This is a genomic window from Bacteroides sp. RTP21281st1_H5_RTP21281_210402 (assembly GCF_040918965.1).
Taxonomy (GTDB): domain Bacteria; phylum Bacteroidota; class Bacteroidia; order Bacteroidales; family Bacteroidaceae; genus Bacteroides; species Bacteroides congonensis.
Genome location: NZ_JBCOWR010000010.1, coordinates 101,235 through 124,634, shown reverse-complemented (window position 1 = coordinate 124,634; position 23,400 = coordinate 101,235). Strand labels below are relative to the sequence as shown.

Genomic DNA, 23,400 nt, shown 5'->3' with positions numbered 1-23,400 from the left:
ACACTATGAAGAAGTTTTTCTATGGGTTATTGCCCGTTTGCCTGTTGGCTTTGCTGATGACAGGCTGTGATGACACGGAGACGGTAATCTCTATTGGGGAGAGTCGCAATCTGGTGGCCGAGATTAGTACCCAGAGTGCTGCCATCGGTGATGAAGTGACATTTTCCGTGAAGATAGACCAGCAGGATAACAGCCTGGCTTTGGAAGAAGATATAGATGTTGTCCTGACTTTTACCGGCAAGAATGTGGAAGGAAAAGAGGTTGCCGCATCTGATGTCTTTGATAATTTTAGCGGTCATATATATATGAAGAAGGGGGAAAAACAGGGATTCACTGAGTTCAAGGTGAAGAATAACCTGGCTAAGTATCCAGTTTCCGGTGCAATAACCGCTTATGTAAGAGGATACAAGATGAATGCCGCCGAACGTCCGATTGTGCTTTCGGATAAACATTATACGATTATGTCTTTGAAGAACAATTCGGATAATACGGTCAAGGAATATGGCTATTTTGTTCTTTTGGCTACGGTGGGGGCACCGGCCAAGGAAGATGTGACGATTACTATAAATGCAGGTGACGATGCGGATAAGTATGAGAACCTGCCGGATAAACTGATTGTGAAAGCCGGTTATAAAACGGCGGAATCCGGCTTTATACGGATAAAGGGTGAGCAGGGGCCGAACTCCTTTACGTCTGTCTCCATGTCTTTCTCATCCGACTCGGAAAATCATCCGGTATATGGAAATGAAATGGAGATTAAGGTGACGGATACAGATGCCGGTCTGGTGGCAGGAACAGAGCTTACCAATGAGCAATGGGTTTACACAGACCCCGACCAGATATTCATATCCCCCGATAATAAGAAATCTGTTGAAAAATGGGACGAAATTAGAGCGGCATCCGCATTGGAAATAAAAGAAGGCGATCCACATCCTAATGAGGCTTTGGCTGCCGAAGGCTGGTCGTTCCTGAATTCCTATGAGTTCCATCCGATTGATGCGTTGACACAGGGTGGCAAGGGTGTGAATGAATATGGTAACCGCCCGCCGCGTTTTATGGCGGCGCAGAATGTAGCCAATACGCAGAAAGTACAGGCTGTTGTCAATGACAAGTATGCGACAATGACCCAAGAAGGCTATCTGAAGATGTGGTGTGCTTACGATCCGGGAATTAGTGTGACCGGTGAAATAACCGGAACAAGAGACTTTGGCGTTTCTGCTCTTTATGCCAGCAAGTTTGACGGTGTTCCTACCGGAGCAGACTCTTGGGAATCAAGCAATGTACGCATCTTGCCGGGCACCCGCGTGGAAGTCAGAATCCGTGTACGTGGAAAGAAACATTCTTTCAACTCGGCTGTCTGGTTCCAGGGAAATATCAGAGGCGTGCAATGGTCTACTTACGGTGAGGTCGACCTGCTGGAGAATCCGGCGACTAACAGTAACCCGAACGGTGCCTGGCAGACTTTCCACTGGAACGATGTGTCTACCTCATCGGGCGACAAGTATAAACCGTCTTCCGGACAAAAGGTAATATCTGATATGGATGAGTTTGATATCTATTGGATGGAATGGAGAGATAATAATGAAATAGCCTTAGGTATCAATGGTGTGGAGACTGTGTGCGCCAAGCGTGACGGTAATTATACGGGAGTAGCAAATGGTACGGCTGCATGGAATAGTTCTACACATTGGCCGTTCACCGATGAGTATAATCAGGAAGGCTTACATCTGTTATTCACATTTGCGGGTTGTAATGAGTGGTCATTAGGCGAGGCTGCGGCAGAACAGGCTGCGAAAGATGGTAGTTGGGCTAACGACTTCAAGCATATTTCTTATCAGGACAGTAAGACCAGCAATGATACTCCGCGTATGGAAATAGACTGGATACGTTTCTACAAGAAATCGACTTACAAGTATTATGGAAGCGGTACGCCTACCCGTAATAAACCAATGTATTAATGGTGGTTGAAACAAGGATATTTAATAGAGTAAACTTTTATATAGTTATGAAAAAGGTTTATCACTTATTGGGCATTGCACTATTGGGTGCGATAGCGCTGACCTCTTGCGAAGAGGACAAGATAGTGAATGAGAATACCGGCGGAGGAAACGAGGCCGACAAGAATCTGGCGGATTATACATTTACGGCTTCCATTAAGCAGGCCGAACCGCCGGTTCGCGCAAATATGCAGAATGGAGTGTATGCATGGAATAAAGGGGATGCGGTAACGCTATGGAACCGTAACCTCGGTGCCGGATACAATTTCACCGTCACTTCCGCACAGCCGGGCAAGGATGCGGAATTTGCGGGTAAGGCAGCCATAGAAAACGGATATAAACTGATTGCGGTATTTCCTCAAAAAGAAGCGAAGGTCTTTAATGACTTGACTACGTTCTCCATGCCGGATACTTATGTTCAGAGCGGTGAAACTGCGGAACTGGCGGCTACTACCTATATGGTAGCCACTGGTGAAGTGGTGGATAATAAAATACCTGCATTGACTTTTTCACCGTTGACGGCACTTCTTCAGTTCGGTCTGAAAAACACTTCCGACCGTGAGTTGAAGATTCTTTCTGTTACCTTGGAAAGTGATGATGAAGTATTTCCGTCTGAACTGAGAATTGATGAAAACGGAGTGGTGCAAAGCGTATCGGGAACACGCAATAAACTGACGCTTGATATGGGTGGGCAGGCACTTGCGCAGAACGCTACACTGAATGGTTACATGAACATACTTCCTACCACTTATGGCGACATCCGCTTGATGAAGGCTACTACTGGACTGAATCTTACCGTGCGTGTAGTGAATGGTGAAATGGAACAGGATATTATCTTGTTGAAAACAGTGCAGGTACAGGAACTAAAGGATAAGGTCGGGATTGATATGGATGCTTCTGCCAATCAATTTACGGCAGGCAAACTTTATAAGATGGATTTCGATGTTGATTATCGGTTCAAGATCCCGAAAGAGGGTTACATGATTGATGATGACGGGAATGTTCATATTTATAATAAGAAAGGTTTGTCGGGATGGAATGAAATAGCAAACCAATACCGGTTGGCAACAATCACTTTGGAGAAAGAATACATTGACGAACCGGACGGTGACGGAAGAAAAGTGATTGATATGGAGAATGAACTTTGGAAACCGATTGCTGCATTCGGAGGAGTATTTGAGGGTAACGGTGTTATTATCCGTAATCTCAATATTGAGAAGAAAGGCTTTATAGACGCAAATACGGGAACCATCCGTAATTTGACACTTGAAAACGTAAACTTTGCCAATGACATTACTGACGGTGCGGGCGCATTGGCTGCGACAAGTTCAACCAGTGTCATTCAGAACTGTACAGTCAAGAATCTGACGGCAAATGTGAAACAAACGGTTGTCTTTGGCGGATTGGTCGGCAGAAACTCTGAAGGTAAGATTGATGGTTGTAAGCTGTTGAGCGGGACAATCACTATCGACTTGTCCGGTAAGGCCGGTAATTCGAACTACGGTGGACTGGTAGGCGAGCATTTCAATGGAACTGCATTAATAGTCAATTCTTATGTCGGAGCAGATGTTACGATTAAACACCCGACAAATGCGGCAGGCGCGTCATGTGTCGGCGGACTTGTAGGCTGGAATAACTCAGGTAAGATTAAAGGTTGTTATTCATTGGCAACGCTTGAAATTAACTGTTCCGCTCAAACCGGCGGACTGGTCGGTGCGAATAGTAACGGTACTGTTTTAGCTTGTTATGCGGCAGGTGGGATAAGCGGAAGAGTAGTGAATAATACGGGCGGTCTGATAGCACAGAACACGATAAACAATCTCGATGCTGTAGTAACTTCCTGTTATACAACTACCCGGATAACGGCGACTAATGCTGCGGGAAATAAGTTGGGAGCTTTCATCGGATCGAATACGGTTGGTACGAACCAGTGCTATTTTGTAGACGATGTAGTGACAAATGGTGTTGGAAATGGTTCTGCAAGCGGTATTGCCAAGGTTGATACCGACCAGCTCAAAGGTAAAAAGCGTCAGATGAATCTTGCCATAGAAGCAAAAGACCCTGAATTCGGCTTTAACTTCAAAGTGAATGACGACCCTTCTACAAATCTTCTTCAACCGCTTATCTTACAGAACGCGGTAAAAGAACCCGGTTTTGGTGGTTCTGATTTTGGAGACGGCGGTGATATTTAATTAACGGATAACAGAAAAAGATTAAATCATGAATAAAATCTATTCTTTATTAGGGATTGGGCTGCTTGGCGCAGCCACCCTAAGCTCTTGTAAAGAAGATATTTTCACGGAGGAACAAGGCAGGACACAGCAGGGAAAACTGCAAACCTATACGGCTGTTGCATCCATTGATAGCTATAAGAATACGGAGAAAGCCCCTTCGTCACGTGCGAATGTGCAGGATGACGGCAGTTCTTTCATGTGGAATAAGGATGATAAAGTGACCATCTGGAATGGTACAAACGGCTATGAGTTCAGTTCTGTGAATTATGATGAGAGTGAACCGTCCGGAAATGTGGAATTTACAGGAGACGGTGCATTGGCAGACGGAGCAACAGTATGGGGAATCTATCCGAAAAAGGATTCCCCGACCACTGCGAATGTTTTCACTTTTACATTGGCGGATAATGTGACGCAGAGCGGAAGCAAACCGGAATTGCAGAACACAATGCATATGCTGGCCAAAGGTACGGTGAATGGAAATGCGGTTACTAATCTGAATTTTGAGCATTTGACTGCACTCTTTCAGTTTAAGGTTACTAACCGCAGACCGGATACTTATGCAGTAACTAAAATTGTTGTATCATGTAATGATGCAATCTTTCCTAAAACTCTGACCATTTCCGGAGATAATAAGACGTATGGAGAGAAAGTGAACAGTTTGGTTTTGACTACTACAAACTTGGAAGTAGGAAAGAACGCAACTTCATACGGTTATATGAGCTTTTTCCCGGTATCTGATATGACAGAAGATACAGAGCTGACTTTTACAGCTACAATAGAGAAAAATGGGGAACCTGGAACATCTGAAATAATAGAGAAGACTGGCAAAGTCAGCGAACTTTATAATATAGGTTCAGTGGTAGCAGAGGATGGATATAAATACATTGCTGGAAAACGTTATGGCGTTTCGTTTACTTTCGTAGCGGATTTAGGATATGAAGAGACTGAAACAAACAAGTATTTGGTCAAGAAAGCGGACGGCTTGATTAATTTGGCGGGAGAATCAGCTATTATGACTAATACCGCAACGGTGATTACACTGGATACGGATATTGATTTTCAGGGGAAAGATGCTTGGATGCCGGTTGCGGAATTCAAGGGGACACTGGAAGGTAATAATAAAAAGATTGCCAATCTGACCATTGCAACGAGCGGCACATCTGCCGGATTATTTGTAAAGAATAGCGGTGCAATTAGGAATCTGACCTTGGAGGATGTGACGCTTCATAGTACGGCTGCAACTGCTGTAGGTGGATTTGCGGCAGAGAATCTCGGAACGATTCAATCATGTACCGTTAATGGCGGAACATTTACATCCGGAGCTTTTAATGCAGCGATTGGCGCTATTGCAGGAAATAACTTACAGGCATCGGCTGCAATTACAGATTGCATGGTAGATGGAAGTACTGTATTTACAGTTACCAATAAGGCAAATATAGGCGGAATAGCCGGTGTGCTTGGTAGTTGGAACGCATCTGCCATAAAGGGATGTTCTGTAGGGAAAGATGTATTATTTATAATCAATGATGCAACGGCAACTACTGGTGTAGGCGGACTTGTCGGCTGGAGTAGGGGAAATATATATGGTAGTTATTCTTTAGCTACGATACAACTGGATAAGGCTGCCAATTCCGGAGGTTTGACCGGTGGAAATGCAGGTAGTGTTATCGCTTCATACTCGGCAGGTAAAATTGTGGCAAATTGTACAGGCTTCTCAGCGGGTGGTATCGTTAACGCAGGCGGAAAAGTGTCCGGTTGTTATTCGATGACTATTCTTCCTACATCCGGCAGTAATAATATTGGTGGTATTGGTGGAAAGGCTGATAATATTAATGGAATCGAATGTTATTTTATAATGGATGGAATAACGAATCCGGGTGGCGGTTTGTCTAGTGCGGTCAAGTTGACAAGTGCGGATGAACTTCGGGAAAAAGCGGTTGGCATGAATAATGCTGTATCTGATTCAGGATTCGAATTTTTCGTAAATACGGCTGATGATGCTCCTCTAAGTATCCGAAGAATTATGCAGTGATTTGTTCCTGAAGCTTGACTATTCTGTAGGATTCCCTTTATTCGTCCTGATTTATGCGTCATAGAAGGACGAATAGGGGGGATTTCTGAAAAATAAGAATATCTTTGTTGCGTTTGATAGAATTAAAAGAAAAGTATAGTAGGTATTAATTTATATATGTATGAAACGAATCCTTGTTAACCTGATGTGTTTGTGTTTGGTTTTTATGGCTTATGCCTACGAACCGGAATTCTCGACTGCCGGCTTTTTCCGATTGCCGGATACGGGACGTGATGTATATTCGATGAATCCCGCTTGGCGTTTTCATAAAGGAAGTGCCGTCGGTGCCGAAGCGAAAGAGTTTAATGACAAAGCCTGGCAGGTAGTCTCCTTACCGAATGGAATCGAGTATCTTCCGACTGAAGCCAGCGGTTGCATCAACTACCAGGGGGAAGTTTGGTATCGGAAGCATTTTACTCCGGCAGACGCCTTGAAAGGAAAGAAGTTGTTTTTGCATTTCGAAGCCATCATGGGCAAAAGCAGAATTTACGTGAATGGCAAATTGCTGGCAGAGCATTTTGGCGGCTACCTTCCTGTATCGGTTGATGTGACAAATGCACTAAATTGGGGGGAAGACAATGTAATAGCTGTATGGGCTGACAATAGCGATGACCCTACTTATGCTCCGGGAAAGCCGCAAGACGTATTGGATTATACATACTTTGGAGGTATTTATCGTGACTGTTGGCTGATTGCGCACAATCCTGTGTTTATCACCGACCCGAATTATGAGAATGAAACAGCCGGCGGTGGATTATTTGTCGCTTTTGACAATGTTTCGGAACAATCGGCGGATATTCTTCTGAAAGCGCATATACGCAATGATAATGCACGGAACTTTGCCGGAAACATTGCTTATTCGTTAGTCGACCGTGACGGCAAAGAGGTGGCATCATCAGATATGAAGCTAAGTATTCGTAAAGGTACTGCGATAAGCCGTAATGGCAAGATGAAAGTGGAACAACCTCATTTGTGGACTCCTTCATCGCCCTATCTGTATAACCTGTATATCCGTATTTATGATAAGAACGGAAATATCGTAGACGGTTATCGCCGTCGTATCGGCATCCGCAGCATTGAATTCAAGGGAAAAGACGGTTTCTGGCTGAATGGAAAACCGTATGGAAAGCCATTGATAGGTGCCAACCGCCATCAGGATTTTGCGGTAGTAGGAAATGCCGTAGCTAACAGCATTCACTGGCGCGATGCGAAGAAACTGAAGGATTTAGGCTTGGAAGTGATTCGTAACGCGCATTGTCCGCAAGACCCTGCGTTTATGGATGCTTGTGATGAACTAGGCTTGTTTGTTATTGTGAATACTCCGGGATGGCAATTTTGGAATGATGAGCCGATTTTTGCCGAACGGGTTTATAATGATATTCGTAATTTGGTTCGCCGTGACCGTAACCATCCTTGTGTATGGCTGTGGGAACCTATTCTAAACGAGACATGGTATCCGGAGGATTTTGCCGGACATGTGAAAGGTCTTGTTGATGAAGAGTATCCTTATCCGTCTTGTTATTCGGGCTGTGATACGCAAGCCAAAGGGGCGCAATATTTCCCGGTTCAGTTCTGTCATCCGATGGAAGTGTCGAAGCGTGACCCTAAAATCACTTACTTCACACGTGAATGGGGCGATAATGTGGATAACTGGAGTTCCCACAACTCTCCCAGCCGTACAGCCCGCAACTGGGGAGAGCAGCCCATGTTGATACAGGCTACGCATTATGCTTCCCCTTATTACGAATATACCTGTTATGATGCCTTGTACAAGGAATCTCCGTGGCACGTAGGCGGTTGCCTGTGGCATTCGTTCGACCATCAGCGCGGTTATCATCCCGACCCTTTCTATGGGGGAGTGATGGACGTGTTCCGACAACCGAAATATTCTTATTATATGTTTAAGGCGCAACGTCCTGTTGAGGCTTCCGATGGCTTGGCGGAAAGTGGCCCGATGGTATATATTGCTCATGAGATGACACCGTTCTCTAGTAGGGACGTAACAGTCTATTCAAATTGTGACGAAGTGCGTCTGACGGTTAATAAAGGTGGAAAGGTATATACATATAAGAAAGATAAGGCACGGAAAGGAATGCCTTCACCGATTATCACTTTCCCGGGTGTATTCGATTTTATGACGGACAAGAAGTTGACCCGTGAGAAGCATGAGGAAGATGTTTATATGTTGGCGGAAGGGCTTATGGACGGTAAAGTCGTGGTTACTCACAAAGTACTGCCGGCTCGCCGTGCCGAACAAATTCGCTTGAGAGTAGATCACGAAGGTGTGAACTTACGCGCTGACGGTTCCGACTTTGTAACTGTTATAGCCGAAGTTACTGATAAGAACGGTAATGTGAAACATCTGAACAACTATTATATCAAGTTCTTTGTGGAAGGTGAAGGGCGTATTCTTGGGGATGCCGGTGTGATGGCGAATCCTGCTCCTGTGAAATGGGGGAGTGTTCCGGTACTGATTCAGTCTACCACAAAGCCGGGCAAGATTAAGGTCATGGCCAGTGTATTGTTCGAAGGTTCCCAAATGCCTGTAAGCGGAGAACTGGAATTTACCTCTTCCGCTCCGATGTATCCATTGATATTTGATGCTATGGAAGAGTGTTTAACCAAACAGATGGAGTCTTCTTCAGTAGACAAAAAGAATGACGCGGAATTGGAGTTGGAACGTTTGCGTCGTGAACAGAATGAACTGAAACTGAAAGAGGTGGAAAGACAACAGACAGACTTTGGCGAAAAGAGGAATTGATACTCCTTTTGAAACAATTTACTATTCCGGTACGTTTTTTAATTAACCGGAGATAGAGAGTAATGTAACATTCTTTAGGCAAGGGATACGCATTCCGTGCCTATTTTTTTGTCTTTCGTATTTTATCTCTATCTTTGCGATACATAACAAATAAGAACGTATGGAAAAGTTTGAAATAGAAGAGAAGATTGTAGCCATGCTAAAGACGGTGTACGACCCGGAGATTCCGGTAAACGTATATGACCTCGGACTGATTTATAAGATTGATGTCTCCGATAATGGGGAAGTGGTGCTTGACATGACTCTGACAGCACCGAATTGTCCGGCTGCTGATTTTATCATGGAAGATATTCGTCAGAAAGTGGAATCAGTGGAAGGAGTGAACTCGGCTACCATTAACCTGGTGTTTGAACCGGAATGGGATAAGGATATGATGAGTGAAGAAGCGAAACTCGAACTGGGTTTCCTTTAATTATGAGTGAACAGAATACACGCTGACAACTCATAACCCACTACTTATAACTAACAACTAGAAAACTCATGAAGAACGTTTATTTCCTTTCCGACGCGCATCTTGGCTCCCGTGCCATTGAACACGGACGTACTCAAGAAAGACGCTTGGTGAACTTCCTTGATAGTATAAAACACAAGGCTTCTGCTGTTTATCTGTTGGGAGATATGTTTGATTTCTGGTATGAATTCCGGTTGGTCGTCCCCAAAGGATATACCCGTTTCTTGGGAAAAATCTCCGAACTGACGGATATGGGAGTGGAAGTGCATTTCTTTATTGGCAACCATGATATATGGTGTGGGGATTATCTCACCAAAGAATGTGGTGTCATTATGCACCGTGAACCGCTGACTACCGAAATATACGGAAAAGAGTTCTATCTTGCTCATGGTGACGGACTGGGCGACCCGGACAAGAAGTTCAAACTGCTTCGTTCCATGTTTCACAGCAAAACATTACAAACGTTGTTCTCCGCTATTCATCCCCGTTGGAGCGTGGAACTTGGTTTGTCATGGGCGAAACGCAGCAGGCAGAAACGGGCTGACGGAAAGGAACCGGACTATATGGGAGAAAATCAGGAGCATCTGGTACTATATACAAAAGAGTATTTGAAAAGTCATCCCAATATCAACTTCTTTATTTACGGACATCGCCACATTGAACTTGATTTGATGCTAAGTGTCACTTCACGTGTGCTGATACTTGGAGACTGGATTAATTTCTTTTCTTATGCCGTATTCGACGGCGAGAATCTTTTTCTTGAAGAATATATAGAAGGAGAGACGCAGGTTTGAGGCGGATAGTTTCAAGGCATGAAACAACTAACTTGCTTAAAAGGACTGAAAAAGAACTCATGCTTGAAGATAAAAATATCTACCGATAAGAAATAATTAAAGCAATAAATCCCTGCTCCAACATTGTGGAACAGGGATTTATTACATTATTATGGGTTGTTTTCTATGATAATTCTGATTACAACCGTTCAATCAATTGTTTACCGGAAAGTTGGTGTATAACTTAAAGCTATTTGCAGGTATAGCAACAGGCTGTTCAGAACTGTTGGTTACATTCAATGTTCCGCCATTCAATTCATACCAATCTCCCGTGTTACCAAAGTACACACTTGTATTAATCTGTTCATTCTTGAAATTGCCTACTACAACCAGTTTCTTTGTAGTGGATTCCAATCTTAGATAACGACCTTTGTCCCAATCGGAAACACCGACTTTCCAGTCTTTGAATGCGTTGTCGTTGAATAAGTCAGGATTATCGTTGCGTAATTTCAGCAAAGTGCCATAAGTGTCATATAATCCTTTCCGATATTGGTCAGTAAGATAATCCCATTTCACAGGCTTGGCATCAGTATTCTTCTCAGTTCCCATTGTTCCATCGTACTTATACATTATGGAATAATCATATCCAAGTTCGCCAAACTGCCAAATCATTTTCGGCCCTGGAACAGTCAGGAAGAAGGCTGCATTTGTCTCCAGTTGTTTCATACGGGTAGTAAGAGGTGCATCTTTAAGATTACCAAAAGCTGTTTGCTTGTATGCGACTCTTTCTTCATCATGACTTTCCATGAAATTAACCCATCCCCCGGCAGGCATTCCGCTATTTCTCATGTATGAGAAATCTGATTTGCTTGATTCTCCCATTCCGGACTGGCAATAGCTTTCATTCATATTATGCCATAGTTTCATCCCCGCTTTGGCCAATTCTGACTCTTCATCTGTATTGCAGAAGTGTTCGAGTATCATTACTGCGTTAGGATTAGTCGTGTTGACTGTTTCATAATAATCCTTCAAGATAGCAATACGGGAATCATCCTTATTGCTTGCCGTTGATTCATTGCTCTTGTTTTGAGTAAATCCTTTGGTCAGGTCAAAACGGAAACCGTCAAACTTGTACTCTTCCAACAAGAACTTCAAGTTGCGTTTTACGAATTCACGTACAAGCGGTGATTCGTGATTGAAGTCATGGAATACGCTGAATGGATGCGGAGCATCGACATTGAACCAAGGATTATTCTTGGCAGTCTTGCTTTCCTTCGAATTCCAATAAAGTTTCGCAAATGGATGACTTCCTGTAGCGTGGTTGTAGACAACATCCAACAATACTGCAATGCCTTGTTTATGACATTCATCAATGAATTGCTTATATTCCTCTTTCGTTCCATATGCCTTGTCCATTGCAAAATAATAACATGGATTATAGCCCCAACTATTATTTCCATCGAACTCTTGTACCGGCATAAGTTCAATTGCATTCACTCCCAAGCTCTTGATGTAATCCAGATGCTTCGTAGCTTCTTTAATGGTACCGGTGGCAAGTTCGGAACCTGTTTGCGTGAAGTCGCGGAACAACAGTTCGTATATTACCATATTATCCGCATTCTTAATCTTGAAATCGGACACCTGCCAGTTGTAGGATGCCGGTTTTGTTTGGAATACGGAGACAATACCTGTTGTCTTTCCATTCGGATACTGTATGGCACTAGCTGGATAAACTCCCTGTTCTACAAGATATTTGTCGTTCGAGCCATCCAAAACCTTTTCACAATAGGGGTCGCCAATGCGGACGTTCCCGTCTTTTTCGCTGCCCATATAATATTGGAAGCCATACTCTTTGGTAGGATCGATGCCCGTAACGGTGTACCACCAGAAGTGTTTGTCATTATCACGCTTCATCTGATATTCCGTGCTAAGCTCCCAATCATTGAAGTCGCCAATCAGGCAAGCATAATCCTTATAATTGTTATCCGTATCCAAGTCGTATAGTGCGAAAGTCACGGATGTTCCGTCGGCGGATGGATGAATGCCGGCTTCATCTACCGGACAGGCGGCTATCTCTACCGGAGCCGGCGTGAAAGTCTTGTCTCCTGTTACTGTGATAAAGAAGTCGCTGGTTTTCTTCTCGTCAGTCAGTGCCTCGTCATTGCGGAAGAGGATGCAGACATTTTGAATGTTGGCTGCATTTTCCGCGCCAAACCATTCGCGTACTGTCGGGGCAAGCGTAAAGTACCAAATGTTCTCCGCCACTTTCTCCGCCTTGTATTTATCTTCATTTACGCCCCATTCCGTAGGAACATACATCCAGTCATTGATGCCGATGTGAACATATACATCGCCTTCATAGCCGTACAAGTCGTCGCCGGCGGCTGCTTTATACCAGATTTTGCCTTGCTTGTCACCGTTGAATTTAGTCGGGTAATTATTGATTCCTTCTACCAATTCTTCAATAGACGGTTCATGATCCAGTTCGGGAAGTTCCGGCCCGGTGATTAACATCTCGTGGTTTTCGTCGGAACATGCTGCTATCGTGAACAGACAGAGCAGTATCCAGAATATATGTCTTATATCTTTTTTCATACTTGTTCAATTTGAAGGTAGAGAGAACTATTGCTGCTTTTACGTTCAACAGTTCTCTCCATTTGTTATTTTATTATTCTTTGATGAGGACTAATCTACTGTTCAGATAGAATTTTATAGTGTAGTTACCCGATGCGTCCATCACAATATTATCGCTTGAGAAAGGAGTGGGTGCATCTAATGTTCCCCCGAAACTAATACCGGAATCCCAAGTGGAGTTGACACGAAGCTTAAATTCACCCGCTGTCATTTCCGTATTTACAGTCCAGCATTTTTCCGTTGCATCATAAGTCAGTTTTTTGCCGCTTTCCCATCCGCCTGCAGCTGTGCCTATTATGTCCATAGATGATATCTCGGTTGCAGAGACATACTTATCATCCAAATTGACTACCATGTAGTAAATGCCTTGGGGCAGTGATAAGTTTCCACCATCATTTGTCATACCCTCTTTTGTCGTGAAATAATCATAGCCATAATCAGTCCCACCATCATCTGAGCCATCCGGCCAATAGGGTTGTGCGGTAAACTTGAAGCCGCCGTTCAGTTCCGACATTCCCCAATGAGCTTTGTTTCCTTCCGGATTGAACAAAGTCGGTGCTTGTGAAGGCGCCCATCCCTGATGGTTTCCCGGTATCCATAAATAAGGTGCATCCGTTATCTTTTCAATCTTGTAGGTACCTTCCAGCATATTTATGGAGATTTTGACTGATTTATAATCCCCACCGGATATTTTTATTGGCTTCGCTGTTTCTGATAAGACAAGATTGCCTTCCAAGGCATCGTTATCAGCGTCCGCAGCACCTAGCGACTTGCCGGAGTTGGATTTAATCAGGAAATAGGCGTCTTGTGCTCCTGCTTTGTCCGTAATCACGGCAGGGACGGTTGTTATAAAGACCGGGTTGGCATAAGGATCACCGCTTGTATTGCCAAATGCCACATCCTGTTCCCAAGTCAGAGAGCCATTGATATAATAAGCACTTTCAATAACCGGGGCTTCGGGCGTTACTTTTAGTTCAAATTCTTCAGCCGGTGCTGCATATACTGTCTTGCCGGAAGCCACATAAGCAGTAAGCACAGCTTTCATGGTACGTTCTACCGGACGAATACCATATATTTGAGCTACGGCATCTTGCAAATCTTTCGTGATTACATGTCCGTCACTATTGACTGACAAAGTCACTTTATTATCCAACTTCATTTTATAGGATAAAGAGGCTTCTTCTTCAACGGCAGGAGCCGTAAATACGGCAACTGCTACGGATTCTTCCTCAACATCTCCCAGATTGATCGGGTCTACGCCTGTAGCCGTAAAAGTAATCTTGCCGGCGGCTTCTTCCTGTCCGTAAGACTGTGGAGAAGCTACCCCTTCATTAAAATCTTCGTTGCAGGCTGTCAGTGAGGCAGCCAGTAGCACGGTTATATATATTGATAATTTTTTCATATCTATCTGCATTTAAGATTCATCTATTTTGCTTTGAAGTAATAGCACTCGTCCAGTTCGTTGAACAGTACGGTATAATCGCCCGGTTTGCAACTGATTGTTGCGCCGTCGACAAATGAGCCGAACGGGAATACCTCTCCGCCCCAAGTCTTGTCGCCGGAAGTGAACTTGGCTTTGCAACTTGATGCGATTGTTATGTCGGCATACCATACATGTGAGTGTTCCATGATTACCTTGTTCAATTCAATAGTTTCCGAACCATAAGTCAATGTGATGGCATCATACTCTGTCGGCTGAGTCTCGAAAGTAGTTGCTTTCATTGTCAATTTATTCTCAATCGTATTCAGATGAAGTGTGTACCAGCCGGCTGCATTCACTTTAATATTTTGAGAATTCTTGTCATTTACCAAATTGGTGAAACCTTCGCTGTCTGCATTTCCCCATTGGTCGTCCCATGCGCCGGGAACAGCTACTACCTTAAATCCTTTATCTGCAGGAATATATCCTGTGTAAGTAAATTCTCCTTTACCCGTATTTGCGTCATACGCATATCCTTTCACCAGTGACATCGGGATATAGGCGCTACCTGCTGTCATCGTCGGATTTCCCCAGGGAACTTCTCCGATGAAATCACCCAGCAAATAATAAGTAGCGGGAACAGCGTCAGATATATCCATATAATAGGGGAGTACTTTCAGTTCTATCGAATTGGAATGTATAGGATAATCTCCATCTCCGATATGGGCGTACAAACGTACAAATACACTCATCGGCTCACCGTCATACTCATTCTCCGATGCCCATCCGGCAAGTTTTACGATAGCCTTATTCAATTCCTGAGCACTGGCATCTACTTTCGCTGATGTAGATGTAGAGGGTAATGTCAGATAAGAGGCATCTGCCGTTTCCGTTTCATCAGTCCATTTATCAGTTAAATCCGCTTGCACGGTATAAGTCACTACGGCAGGATAACCGTAATCCGGTTGCGTGCAAGTCAGTTCAATATTCTTGGACTGGTTCAGGTCATAGACGTTGGACATTGCGTTGGCAGGAGTGTTCAATACAAAAGTAGTAGGTTCCTGTATGGTAGGATTCGAGTCCCTGTCATCTTCGCAGGCAGTCAGCAAGGCTGCCGCTACTAATATGGACGTCAGTATATTTATTTTTTTCATATTACTCTGTTTATTTAAAAGTATAACTTCGGTCTGATTTTAATACTCGGGATTCTGATCCAGATTCGTATTGGCATTGATATCATTGGCAGGAATAGGATAAATGTTACGGAATTCCTTGATTCCGGTACCTTGCTTTTCTCCACCTTTCCAATCCCAGTTGTAGTCGGAGTTACCACCGAAATTGCCAAAACGAACCAAGTCGATACGGCGGCGGCCTTCAAACCAGAACTCACGCGCCCATTCGTCACGGATATCCGTCAATGTATATGAAGCGGCTTCAGCGGCGTTTGCACGCTTGCGGATTTCATGCATGGCAGCTACTGTCTCCTGAGTCGAAACACCATTATTCTCACGAAGACTGGCTTCTGCCACAATCAGATAGGCTTCCGCCATACGAAGTAAAGGAATATCCATGTCCGGATTGTCAGTATCGCTGGTCAAACCACCATCTGCACGGATATTCGAGAATTTGGCACACGCAAATCCGTCTGTAAAGCTCATGTTGTCTCCTGTCGACGTAGTTCTTTGTACTCCACACATCAAGGCACGGTCGTCTTTTGCAGCCACTACCATCTGGTCTTCCAATACGGAAGGGGCATCATTTACGTTCGGAAAGAATTTGGCTACCATTGCCTGACGACAATGCGGGCCGCCCCATCCTTGTTTGCTTCCCCAAGGATTCATGCCTGTATCACTCTTGTGTGTACCTGCAATCAGGAACAACGAACCACCCCAACTCTTGGTTCGCACGCCGTCCTGCAGAATCGGGAGTATCACTTCCTGTCTTGCTTTGTTGACATTGCTGCCATCATTGTCGGCCATGAACAGGTGCTTATAGACAGGAGCCAGTTTGTAGCCGGAGCCAATTACTTTTTGGGCGTATTCCTTGGCTTTTCCCCACTGGGGCGTACCGGTATAGACTTCTGCGTTGAGATACATACGCGCTAATAATAACCAGGCGGCAACACGGTCTACACGACCATAAGTCGTCTGAAGAGGCTGCGCTAATGTGGCGGTAGCATCGTCGCCGATTTCCTTCAACTCTTCTTCAATCTTTGCGAAGAGATCCGCACGTTGGATTTGTTGAGGCTTCTCTGTCGATACTTTATCGCAATACGGCGGATTGCCGAACATATCCATCAGGTAGTAGTTGTTCAAAGCACGGATAAAACGTACTTCTGCGCGTTGGCGCATGGTTTCATCATCAGTCAGTCCTTCCGTTTGTTCAAGGAAGTAGTTGCACAAAGTGATGTCGAATGTCAGACGGTAATAGAGCCCTGTTACGATTTCATTGGAAGAACTCCAACTGCAATCGGCGATAGTAGCGACACCGGCATCGTTCCATGAATTGACAATCGCTTCATCTGTCATCAATTGGTTGGCGCACCACGTCATACGGTAGAAAGAGGAAGTTCCTTCGTCGATGTCGTCCAGATCACCGCTTCCGTCAGGGCCTTTCTGTCCTGTCAGTCCGAGGGTTCCATATATCTTGTTAAAAACGCTCGCCTGATCGAATGTCATCACTATATTCGGGTCGATAGGAGTGGCATCCAGGTCACCGATACATGAAGTCACGCTGACTGCCAGCAATAGTGAGGCAGCCGATAGGATTGATTTTATATATCTGAATTTCATAATTGGTATTTTTAGTAGGTTTAGAAATTAAGGCTCAAACCGATTAACGTAGTCAGAGGGCGTGGATAAATATTGTTGTCCAATCCGTTTTCTACTTCTGGATCAAGTCCTTTGTATTTGGTGATAGTGAATACGTTTTGTACGGCTGCATATACGCGTCCGTCAATCGGAGCGCCGAACAATTTTTTAAACGAGTATCCCAAAGTGATGTTATCACATTTCATGAAAGAAGCATTCTGCACGAAGTAATCGGACAGCAAGGTGTTGTCGTTCTTGCTTTGGATATTGTTTGCCACTCCCATCAACGGGCGGTTGTTAAGTGCGCCGAATGAATAGATGGAAGTAGGGTTGCAGTCGGAGCCACCTGCTTCGACAGAGTTATACACATAATTGTTCAAACTGGCGCGTAGTGAGAAACTGAAATCCCATGACTTGTAAGAAAGGCGGGAAGTAAGTCCCATAAGTACGTCGGCTGTCGGCTTCTTGTAGAAATAGCGGTCGTCACCGTTGATTGTTCCGTCTCCGTTGCGGTCTACAAATTCGTTTTCAATGGGTCTTCCGTTTTCGTCATACACCTGTTGGTAAACATAGAATGAAGAAGCCGGATGTCCTACGGCGTGCGCCATTGCTTTCATGTCACGTCCGCCGCCGATGTTGTCTCCGGCAGCAACATAATAATTTTCGCTATCTCCGGTGGTTAATTTAGTGATTTCGTTCTTGTTGTAAGTGATATTGAAACCAAGATCCCATGTCCAGTCGGTAGTTACAACCGGCTTGGAATTGATAGAGAATTCCACACCGGAGTTTTCCAGTGAGCCGACATTGGACAATACCTTGTTTTTGAAATTCGTTCCTGCGGAAACGAATACGCTGTTCAGCAAATCGGTGGTCTTGCGATAGTAATAATCCACTGAACCGTTGATGCGGTTGTTCAGGAATCCGAAGTCTACACCTACATTGTAGGTGGTGGTCTTTTCCCATTTCAGATCCGGGTTGTATGCATTCGGACGGTAAGTGATTCCCTCTCCCAGAATAGGATAGTAAGCACCGTCCTTGTTTGTTTCATAAACAGCCAGATACGGATAGTCTCCCGAATTGATATTCTGCTGACCGGTGATACCATAACCCAGACGAAGCTTTAAGTCGGAAAGTACGTCAACGTCTTTCAGGAAAGCTTCTTCTTTCAATTTCCATCCCAAGGCAAAAGACGGGAACAATCCCCAGCGGTTGTCTTTGTGAAAACGGGAAGAACCATCCTGGCGTACGGTTGCCGTAAACAGGTAACGATCCAGCAGTGTGTAGTTGACACGACCGAAGAAAGATACCAGATAACTTTCCGTAGCCGAACCACTTGCGGTATTATTGTAGCGCTGACCTCTGTTCTCCACCACATTGTTTGACAGCGGATAGAGTCCCCAATATTCCTGATCGGACGTATCATGGAAGTGTTGCCATTCATAACCTGCCATTACGTTGAAACGATGTTTGTCGGTGAAATCCTTGCTGTATTGCAGGTAGGCATTCAAAGAGAGGTTATACTTGTCTTTTTCTTCCCAGCCGTAGCTGCCATAATAGTTGTTGGTGGAGGAATAGGGAGAGACATCCGTATATTGCTTACCCGTAGAGAGATCCATACCGCCGTTCACATGAGCGTGCAAGTCCGGCAAGAAATGAAACTTATAGTCCAGTTCCAGATTACCGATCAAAGATTTGGAGATGGCGCGGTCGTTCTTTTCTTCCAATAAGGCGACAGGGTTACCGGGAGCATTACCGTTGAAAGTACGTTTCCATGTGTCATCATTCAAAGAAGAAGCATCCGTATTCCATTGGAAAAATCCATCGAAATAGTATTGATGGTAAGGATCGTCGGAACGGACAGACTGTGTAGGGTCAAAACTGACAGCAGAACCTACCGCATTGCCGTCAGCATAACGGTTCTTGGCAATCATACCTTTCAGGTTGGCATTCACTTTCAGATGATCCTGAAAGAAAGAAGGAGCCAGGCTGACAGATGCCGTATAACGTTCAAACTTGGATGTTTTCAGGATTCCGTTCTGATTGGTATAACCGAAAGAGACGCGGTAAGGCATGTTCTTCAAACCACCGGAAATGGTGAGATTATGGTCTGTACTTACGGCTGCGCGGAAGATTTCTTTCTGCCAGTCGGTATTGGCGTTTCCTAGTTTGCTGTAAGCTTCGCTGTCCTCTCCCCAGATGTCCTTGATGAAAGAACGGAATTGGTTGCCATCCATCACATCAACGGTCGATTTTACATTACTGACAGACAGATTACCGTCATAAGAAATGGTGGGACGTGCACCTGCCTGACCTTTCTTTGTCGTAATGATGATGACACCGTTGGAAGCACGTGAACCGTAAATAGCGGTAGCCGAAGCATCTTTCAATACGGTAAAGCTTTCAATATCATTCGGATTGACCATAGAAAGCGGGTTGGACAAACCTTTCACCCCTTTATTGTCCATTGCCAGACCGTCAATTACAATCAGCGGGTCGTTTTCCGCAGTCAGCGAAGAACCACCACGGATACGGATCGTTGCGCCCGCACCCGGAGCGCCGCCTTTGCTGACGACACTCACACCGGCAATCTTACCGGTCATCATGTCCTGCGCATTGGTAATCAGACCTTTGTTCAGTTTATCAGGTTTGATGGCAGTAACCGAACCTGTCATATCATTCTTCTTCACCGAACCGTAACCGATAACGACTACCGCATCCAGTACTTGAGAATCATCTTCTAATGTTATCATTACGGTAGGTGCGGCTTTCACTTCCGCAGTTTTATAGCCGACGAATGAAACGGAAAGAATGGCATCTTTCGGTACATTCAGCATAAAGTTACCGTCGAAATCTGTTATGGTTCCGTTGGTTGTACCTTTCACCAGTACGTTTGCACCGATGACAGGCTCACCCGTTGTGTCTTTCACATGCCCCTTGACAGCTATTTGCTGCGCAAATGCTCCAATGGAAAGGAAGAGTCCTACCAACAATACAAGCAGGGCTTTTAGTCTTAAGCTCTTTTTCATGTCTCTAATTTAAAGTTATTTTATCAAAATCAAATATTTCTCTCTAAAAAATACCTATTGAAAACTATATTCTCCCAATCTTATTCCCTTAATATTTCTTCAGTCCTTTTACTTCAGATTTATCCTTTACTTCCTTGATACTGATAGCATATCCGCCACCATTGACAGCACGCAGGTTCAGTTTGCTCTTGTTTGTGAGGATACCTTTTTTGATGGTATAGGCTTGCGGATTCTTTTCCCAGTCGGCATCTTTAGCGTCCGCGTAAACAGTGGCGACATATTGCTTGTCCGGAGTCAGGAAGTCGAACGTTAATTTGGAAGTATGACCGTTTTCACCTGCTGTGCAGCCTACATACCAGTCGTCAGTGCCTTTTGCCTTGCGGGCGATGGTGATATATTCACCCGGTTCTGCTTCCAGATACTTGGTTTCATCCCAGTCGAGCGCTACGTCTTTGATAAACTGGAAAGCGTCCATAAAGCGTTCGTAGTTCTCCGGAATATCGGCTGCCATTTGCAGAGGGCTGTACATGGTCACGTACAATGCCAACTGACGGGCGATGGTAGAGCGTACCTGTGAATTGTTTGCAGGATTCATCTTGTTACAGTGAGTTTCGAAGATTCCCGGAGTGTAATCCATCGGGCCACCGACCAGACGGGTAAAAGGAAGGATAGTGGTGTGATATACTTTGTTTCCGCCGAATGACTCATATTCAGTTCCACGTGCGGATTCGTTGCCAATCAAGTTAGGGTACGTGCGGCAGATACCAGTCGGGCGGGTTGCTTCGTGCGCATTCACCATGATTTTGTAGTCGGCCGCTTTGGTCACTGCATACAGATAGTGGTTGTTCATCCATTGTCCGTAGTGGTGTTCGCCGCGGGGAATGATATTGCCTACATAACCGCTCTTTACAGAATTATAACCATTGTCCACCATAAACTGGTAAGCCTTATCCATATGACGTTCGTAGTTGCGGACAGATGCGGAAGTTTCGTGGTGCATCATCATCTTGATGCCTTTGCTTGCCGCATAACGATGAATCTCTTTCACATCGAAATCCGGATACGGAGTGACGAAGTCGAATACATAATCTTTGCTGTTGCCGAACCAGTCTTCCCAACCTTCGTTCCAACCTTCTACCAATACGGCGTCGAATCCGTTGGCTGCCGCGAAGTCAATATAACGTTTTACATTGGCAGTGTTGGCAGAATGCTTGCCGTTCGGTTTTGCTTTAGAGTAATCGGTTTCACCTAATTTTACGCTGGTCAATTCGTCGGTATAAGCCCAAGAACCTTTTCCGGTAATCATGTCCCACCAAACGCCGATGTATTTCACAGGTTTCACCCATGAAGCGGCATCCGCAATTTTGCAAGGCTCGTTCAGGTTCAGAGTGATGCGGGATGCAAGGATATTGCGGGCATCATCGCTGACAATCACGGTACGCCATGGAGTATGGCTAGGAGTCTGCATATATCCTTTGTCTCCTTTTGCGTCAGGAGTCAGCCAGGATTCGAATACCATATTCTTGTCGTCGAGGTTCAGGTGCATACAAGAGTAATCAATAAGGGCTGCTTCGTGAAGGTTGATATATAAACCATCATCTGTTTTCATCATCAGTGCAGTCTGTACGCCTGTTTGTGAGAAAGGAGTCTGTGAAGAGTTCGGGGTAATAGCTTCTTTCATCAAACCTCTGATTTCCGACAGGCGGGAGATGGTATAATCATATTCCTGAGTATCATAGTCACCCGGTATCCAGTAAGCGATATGGTCGCCTGCCATCGCAAATTGGGAGTGTTCTTCTTTGATGATGAAATAGTTCAGGGATTTCTGCTGCGGGAATTCGTAGCGGAAGCCTAAACCGTCATTGAACAAACGGAAACGAATGAGGATGGAACGGTCATTCATTGGCTGATACAAGTTTACTGCCAGCTCATTATAATGATTGCGGATTTCTTTTTCTTCTCCCCATACCGGTTGCCAGGTTTCGTCGAATGTGGAAGTCTTTGTGTCTTTCACCTCAAAGCCGTTATAAAGATTCGTCTTTGAATCAAGCTTGGTCAGATCCCTGCGGTCTACCCAGTCGAAGTCTGTGCGGGTATTGTCTTCTTTCTTTAATTCCAGTCCCAAGGTACTGGGTTTGATAACCGTTTTTCCTTTATAAATCAAGTCGTACGTAGGAGCACCTTCCTTGTTAACCTGGAAGGTCATTACCAGATTTCCATCCGGTGAAGTCAGTTTCTGTTGTGCGTTCGCTATAAACGGGATACAGAGAATTGCGATAAGCAAAAGATTCTTTTTCATTTTATTTTTATGGTATTAAATTGTGAGCTAACTGATAATTTTATTCTTTTTGTTTCGGATATTGCAAATGTAGCGACCGTCTGGACTGAGTCTGTCAATTAGAATAAAAATACAAGTTAGTATGAAGTTTATTGTTTTGATTTATAGTTGAATAAGCATTCTGTGAATACGGATAAATATAAGTCGTAGTGAACATTTTTAGAAGGATAAAAGGTATATTCCGCGGCCCGGAAGTGTTAAATCCTTTCCTAACTCCATCTTTTTATCCTCTAATACATTGTATGCGGAAGAGCCGGGCAGTATTTCCTGATAAGAATTCAAGTCGATAGTCTGTTCCCGGTCTGTTCCGTTGAGGAAAACAACAACTGATTTGTCGCCTAGTTTTCTTTCGTATGCATATACGCCTTTATTCGGTGCGAAGTGTTTCAGTTTTCCTTTGGCTATGACTTCGTTTCCTTTTCTCCATTGGAGCAGCTTCTTCAAGTAAGAGAAAGCTTCATTCTGTTGCGGAGTGCGGTTTGCTGCCTCAAAGTAATTATGAGTATCGTTCTGCCAGCCGCCCGGGAAGTCACATCGAAGTAATCCGTCACCGTTTGCTTTATCGGCAGCCATTAAGATTTCAGTTCCGTAATATATCTGCGGAATGCCGCGTGTTGTCAGAAGGAATGCCAAGGCTTGTTTGTACCGGTTCAGGTTTTGGGTATCTGCTTCCGAACGGTAGAAACGGGAAGTGTCGTGATTATCAAGGAAAGTCAGCAGGTTCATCGGGTCGGCAAAGACGATGTCTTGTGACAGGTATTCATAAAGCCGGCACAGTCCACCGTTCCAGTCGGTTGTTTCTTCGTCAAAGGCTTTGTTCATATG

General features: G+C 44.5%; 13 protein-coding genes. 6 read left to right on the top strand and 7 right to left on the bottom strand.

The features are described 5' to 3' along the window. Positions 1–5: 5 nt before the first annotated feature. The 6 genes from AB5443_RS15625 to AB5443_RS15600 all read left to right on the top strand — a co-directional run bounded on the left by AB5443_RS15625 (position 6) and on the right by AB5443_RS15600 (position 10,368). Positions 6–1,958 carry a DUF5006 domain-containing protein gene (locus AB5443_RS15625; protein WP_022139311.1) on the top strand — a complete coding sequence of 651 codons (1,953 nt, stop codon included), beginning with the start codon at positions 6–8 and terminating at the stop codon, positions 1,956–1,958. A gap of 47 nt (positions 1,959–2,005) precedes the next feature. Beyond that, positions 2,006–4,189 carry a GLUG motif-containing protein gene (locus tag AB5443_RS15620; protein WP_277132097.1) on the top strand — a complete coding sequence of 728 codons (2,184 nt, stop codon included), beginning with the start codon at positions 2,006–2,008 and terminating at the stop codon, positions 4,187–4,189. Positions 4,190–4,217: 28 nt separating this feature from the next. Beyond that, positions 4,218–6,263 (top strand): hypothetical protein, encoded by a 2,046-nt coding sequence (locus AB5443_RS15615; protein ID WP_277132095.1) that lies wholly within the window; start codon positions 4,218–4,220, stop codon positions 6,261–6,263. A 160-nt stretch (positions 6,264–6,423) separates the two neighbouring features. Then, positions 6,424–9,063, top strand: a complete 2,640-nt coding sequence (locus tag AB5443_RS15610; protein WP_277132093.1) for a glycoside hydrolase family 2 TIM barrel-domain containing protein — start codon at positions 6,424–6,426, stop codon at positions 9,061–9,063. A gap of 160 nt (positions 9,064–9,223) precedes the next feature. After that, complete coding sequence (locus tag AB5443_RS15605; protein ID WP_022139307.1) at positions 9,224–9,535, top strand: metal-sulfur cluster assembly factor; 312 nt, start codon at positions 9,224–9,226, stop codon at positions 9,533–9,535. 68 nt (positions 9,536–9,603) lie between these two features. Then, the gene (locus AB5443_RS15600; protein ID WP_044654507.1) at positions 9,604–10,368 is read left to right on the top strand and encodes a UDP-2,3-diacylglucosamine diphosphatase; all 765 of its coding nucleotides are present in this window, start codon (positions 9,604–9,606) and stop codon (positions 10,366–10,368) included. Between the two features lie 192 nt (positions 10,369–10,560). On the opposite strand, the gene AB5443_RS15595 is transcribed toward AB5443_RS15600, so the two are convergent. The 7 genes from AB5443_RS15595 to AB5443_RS15565 form a co-directional block, all read right to left on the bottom strand. Beyond that, positions 10,561–12,942 carry an alpha-amylase family glycosyl hydrolase gene (locus tag AB5443_RS15595; RefSeq protein WP_368114122.1) on the bottom strand — a complete coding sequence of 794 codons (2,382 nt, stop codon included), beginning with the start codon at positions 12,940–12,942 and terminating at the stop codon, positions 10,561–10,563. Between the two features lie 73 nt (positions 12,943–13,015). Next, entirely contained in the window at positions 13,016–14,383 is a 1,368-nt protein-coding gene (locus tag AB5443_RS15590) for a DUF5115 domain-containing protein (protein ID WP_277132087.1), read from the bottom strand. Between the two features lie 23 nt (positions 14,384–14,406). Beyond that, a complete protein-coding gene (locus AB5443_RS15585; protein ID WP_022137375.1) occupies positions 14,407–15,555 on the bottom strand; it encodes a SusE domain-containing protein in 1,149 nt (382 codons plus the stop codon). A 39-nt stretch (positions 15,556–15,594) separates the two neighbouring features. After that, positions 15,595–17,193 carry a RagB/SusD family nutrient uptake outer membrane protein gene (locus AB5443_RS15580; protein ID WP_277132084.1) on the bottom strand — a complete coding sequence of 533 codons (1,599 nt, stop codon included), beginning with the start codon at positions 17,191–17,193 and terminating at the stop codon, positions 15,595–15,597. 20 nt (positions 17,194–17,213) lie between these two features. Next, positions 17,214–20,237: a TonB-dependent receptor gene (locus AB5443_RS15575; protein WP_277132082.1), complete on the bottom strand. Its 3,024-nt coding sequence runs from the start codon at positions 20,235–20,237 to the stop codon at positions 17,214–17,216. 88 nt (positions 20,238–20,325) lie between these two features. Next, positions 20,326–22,536: a glycoside hydrolase family 97 protein gene (locus AB5443_RS15570; RefSeq protein ID WP_277132080.1), complete on the bottom strand. Its 2,211-nt coding sequence runs from the start codon at positions 22,534–22,536 to the stop codon at positions 20,326–20,328. Positions 22,537–22,734: 198 nt separating this feature from the next. After that, the coding region (locus tag AB5443_RS15565) for a cyclomaltodextrinase C-terminal domain-containing protein (protein ID WP_368119621.1) at positions 22,735–23,400 on the bottom strand (666 nt) is incomplete at its 5' end.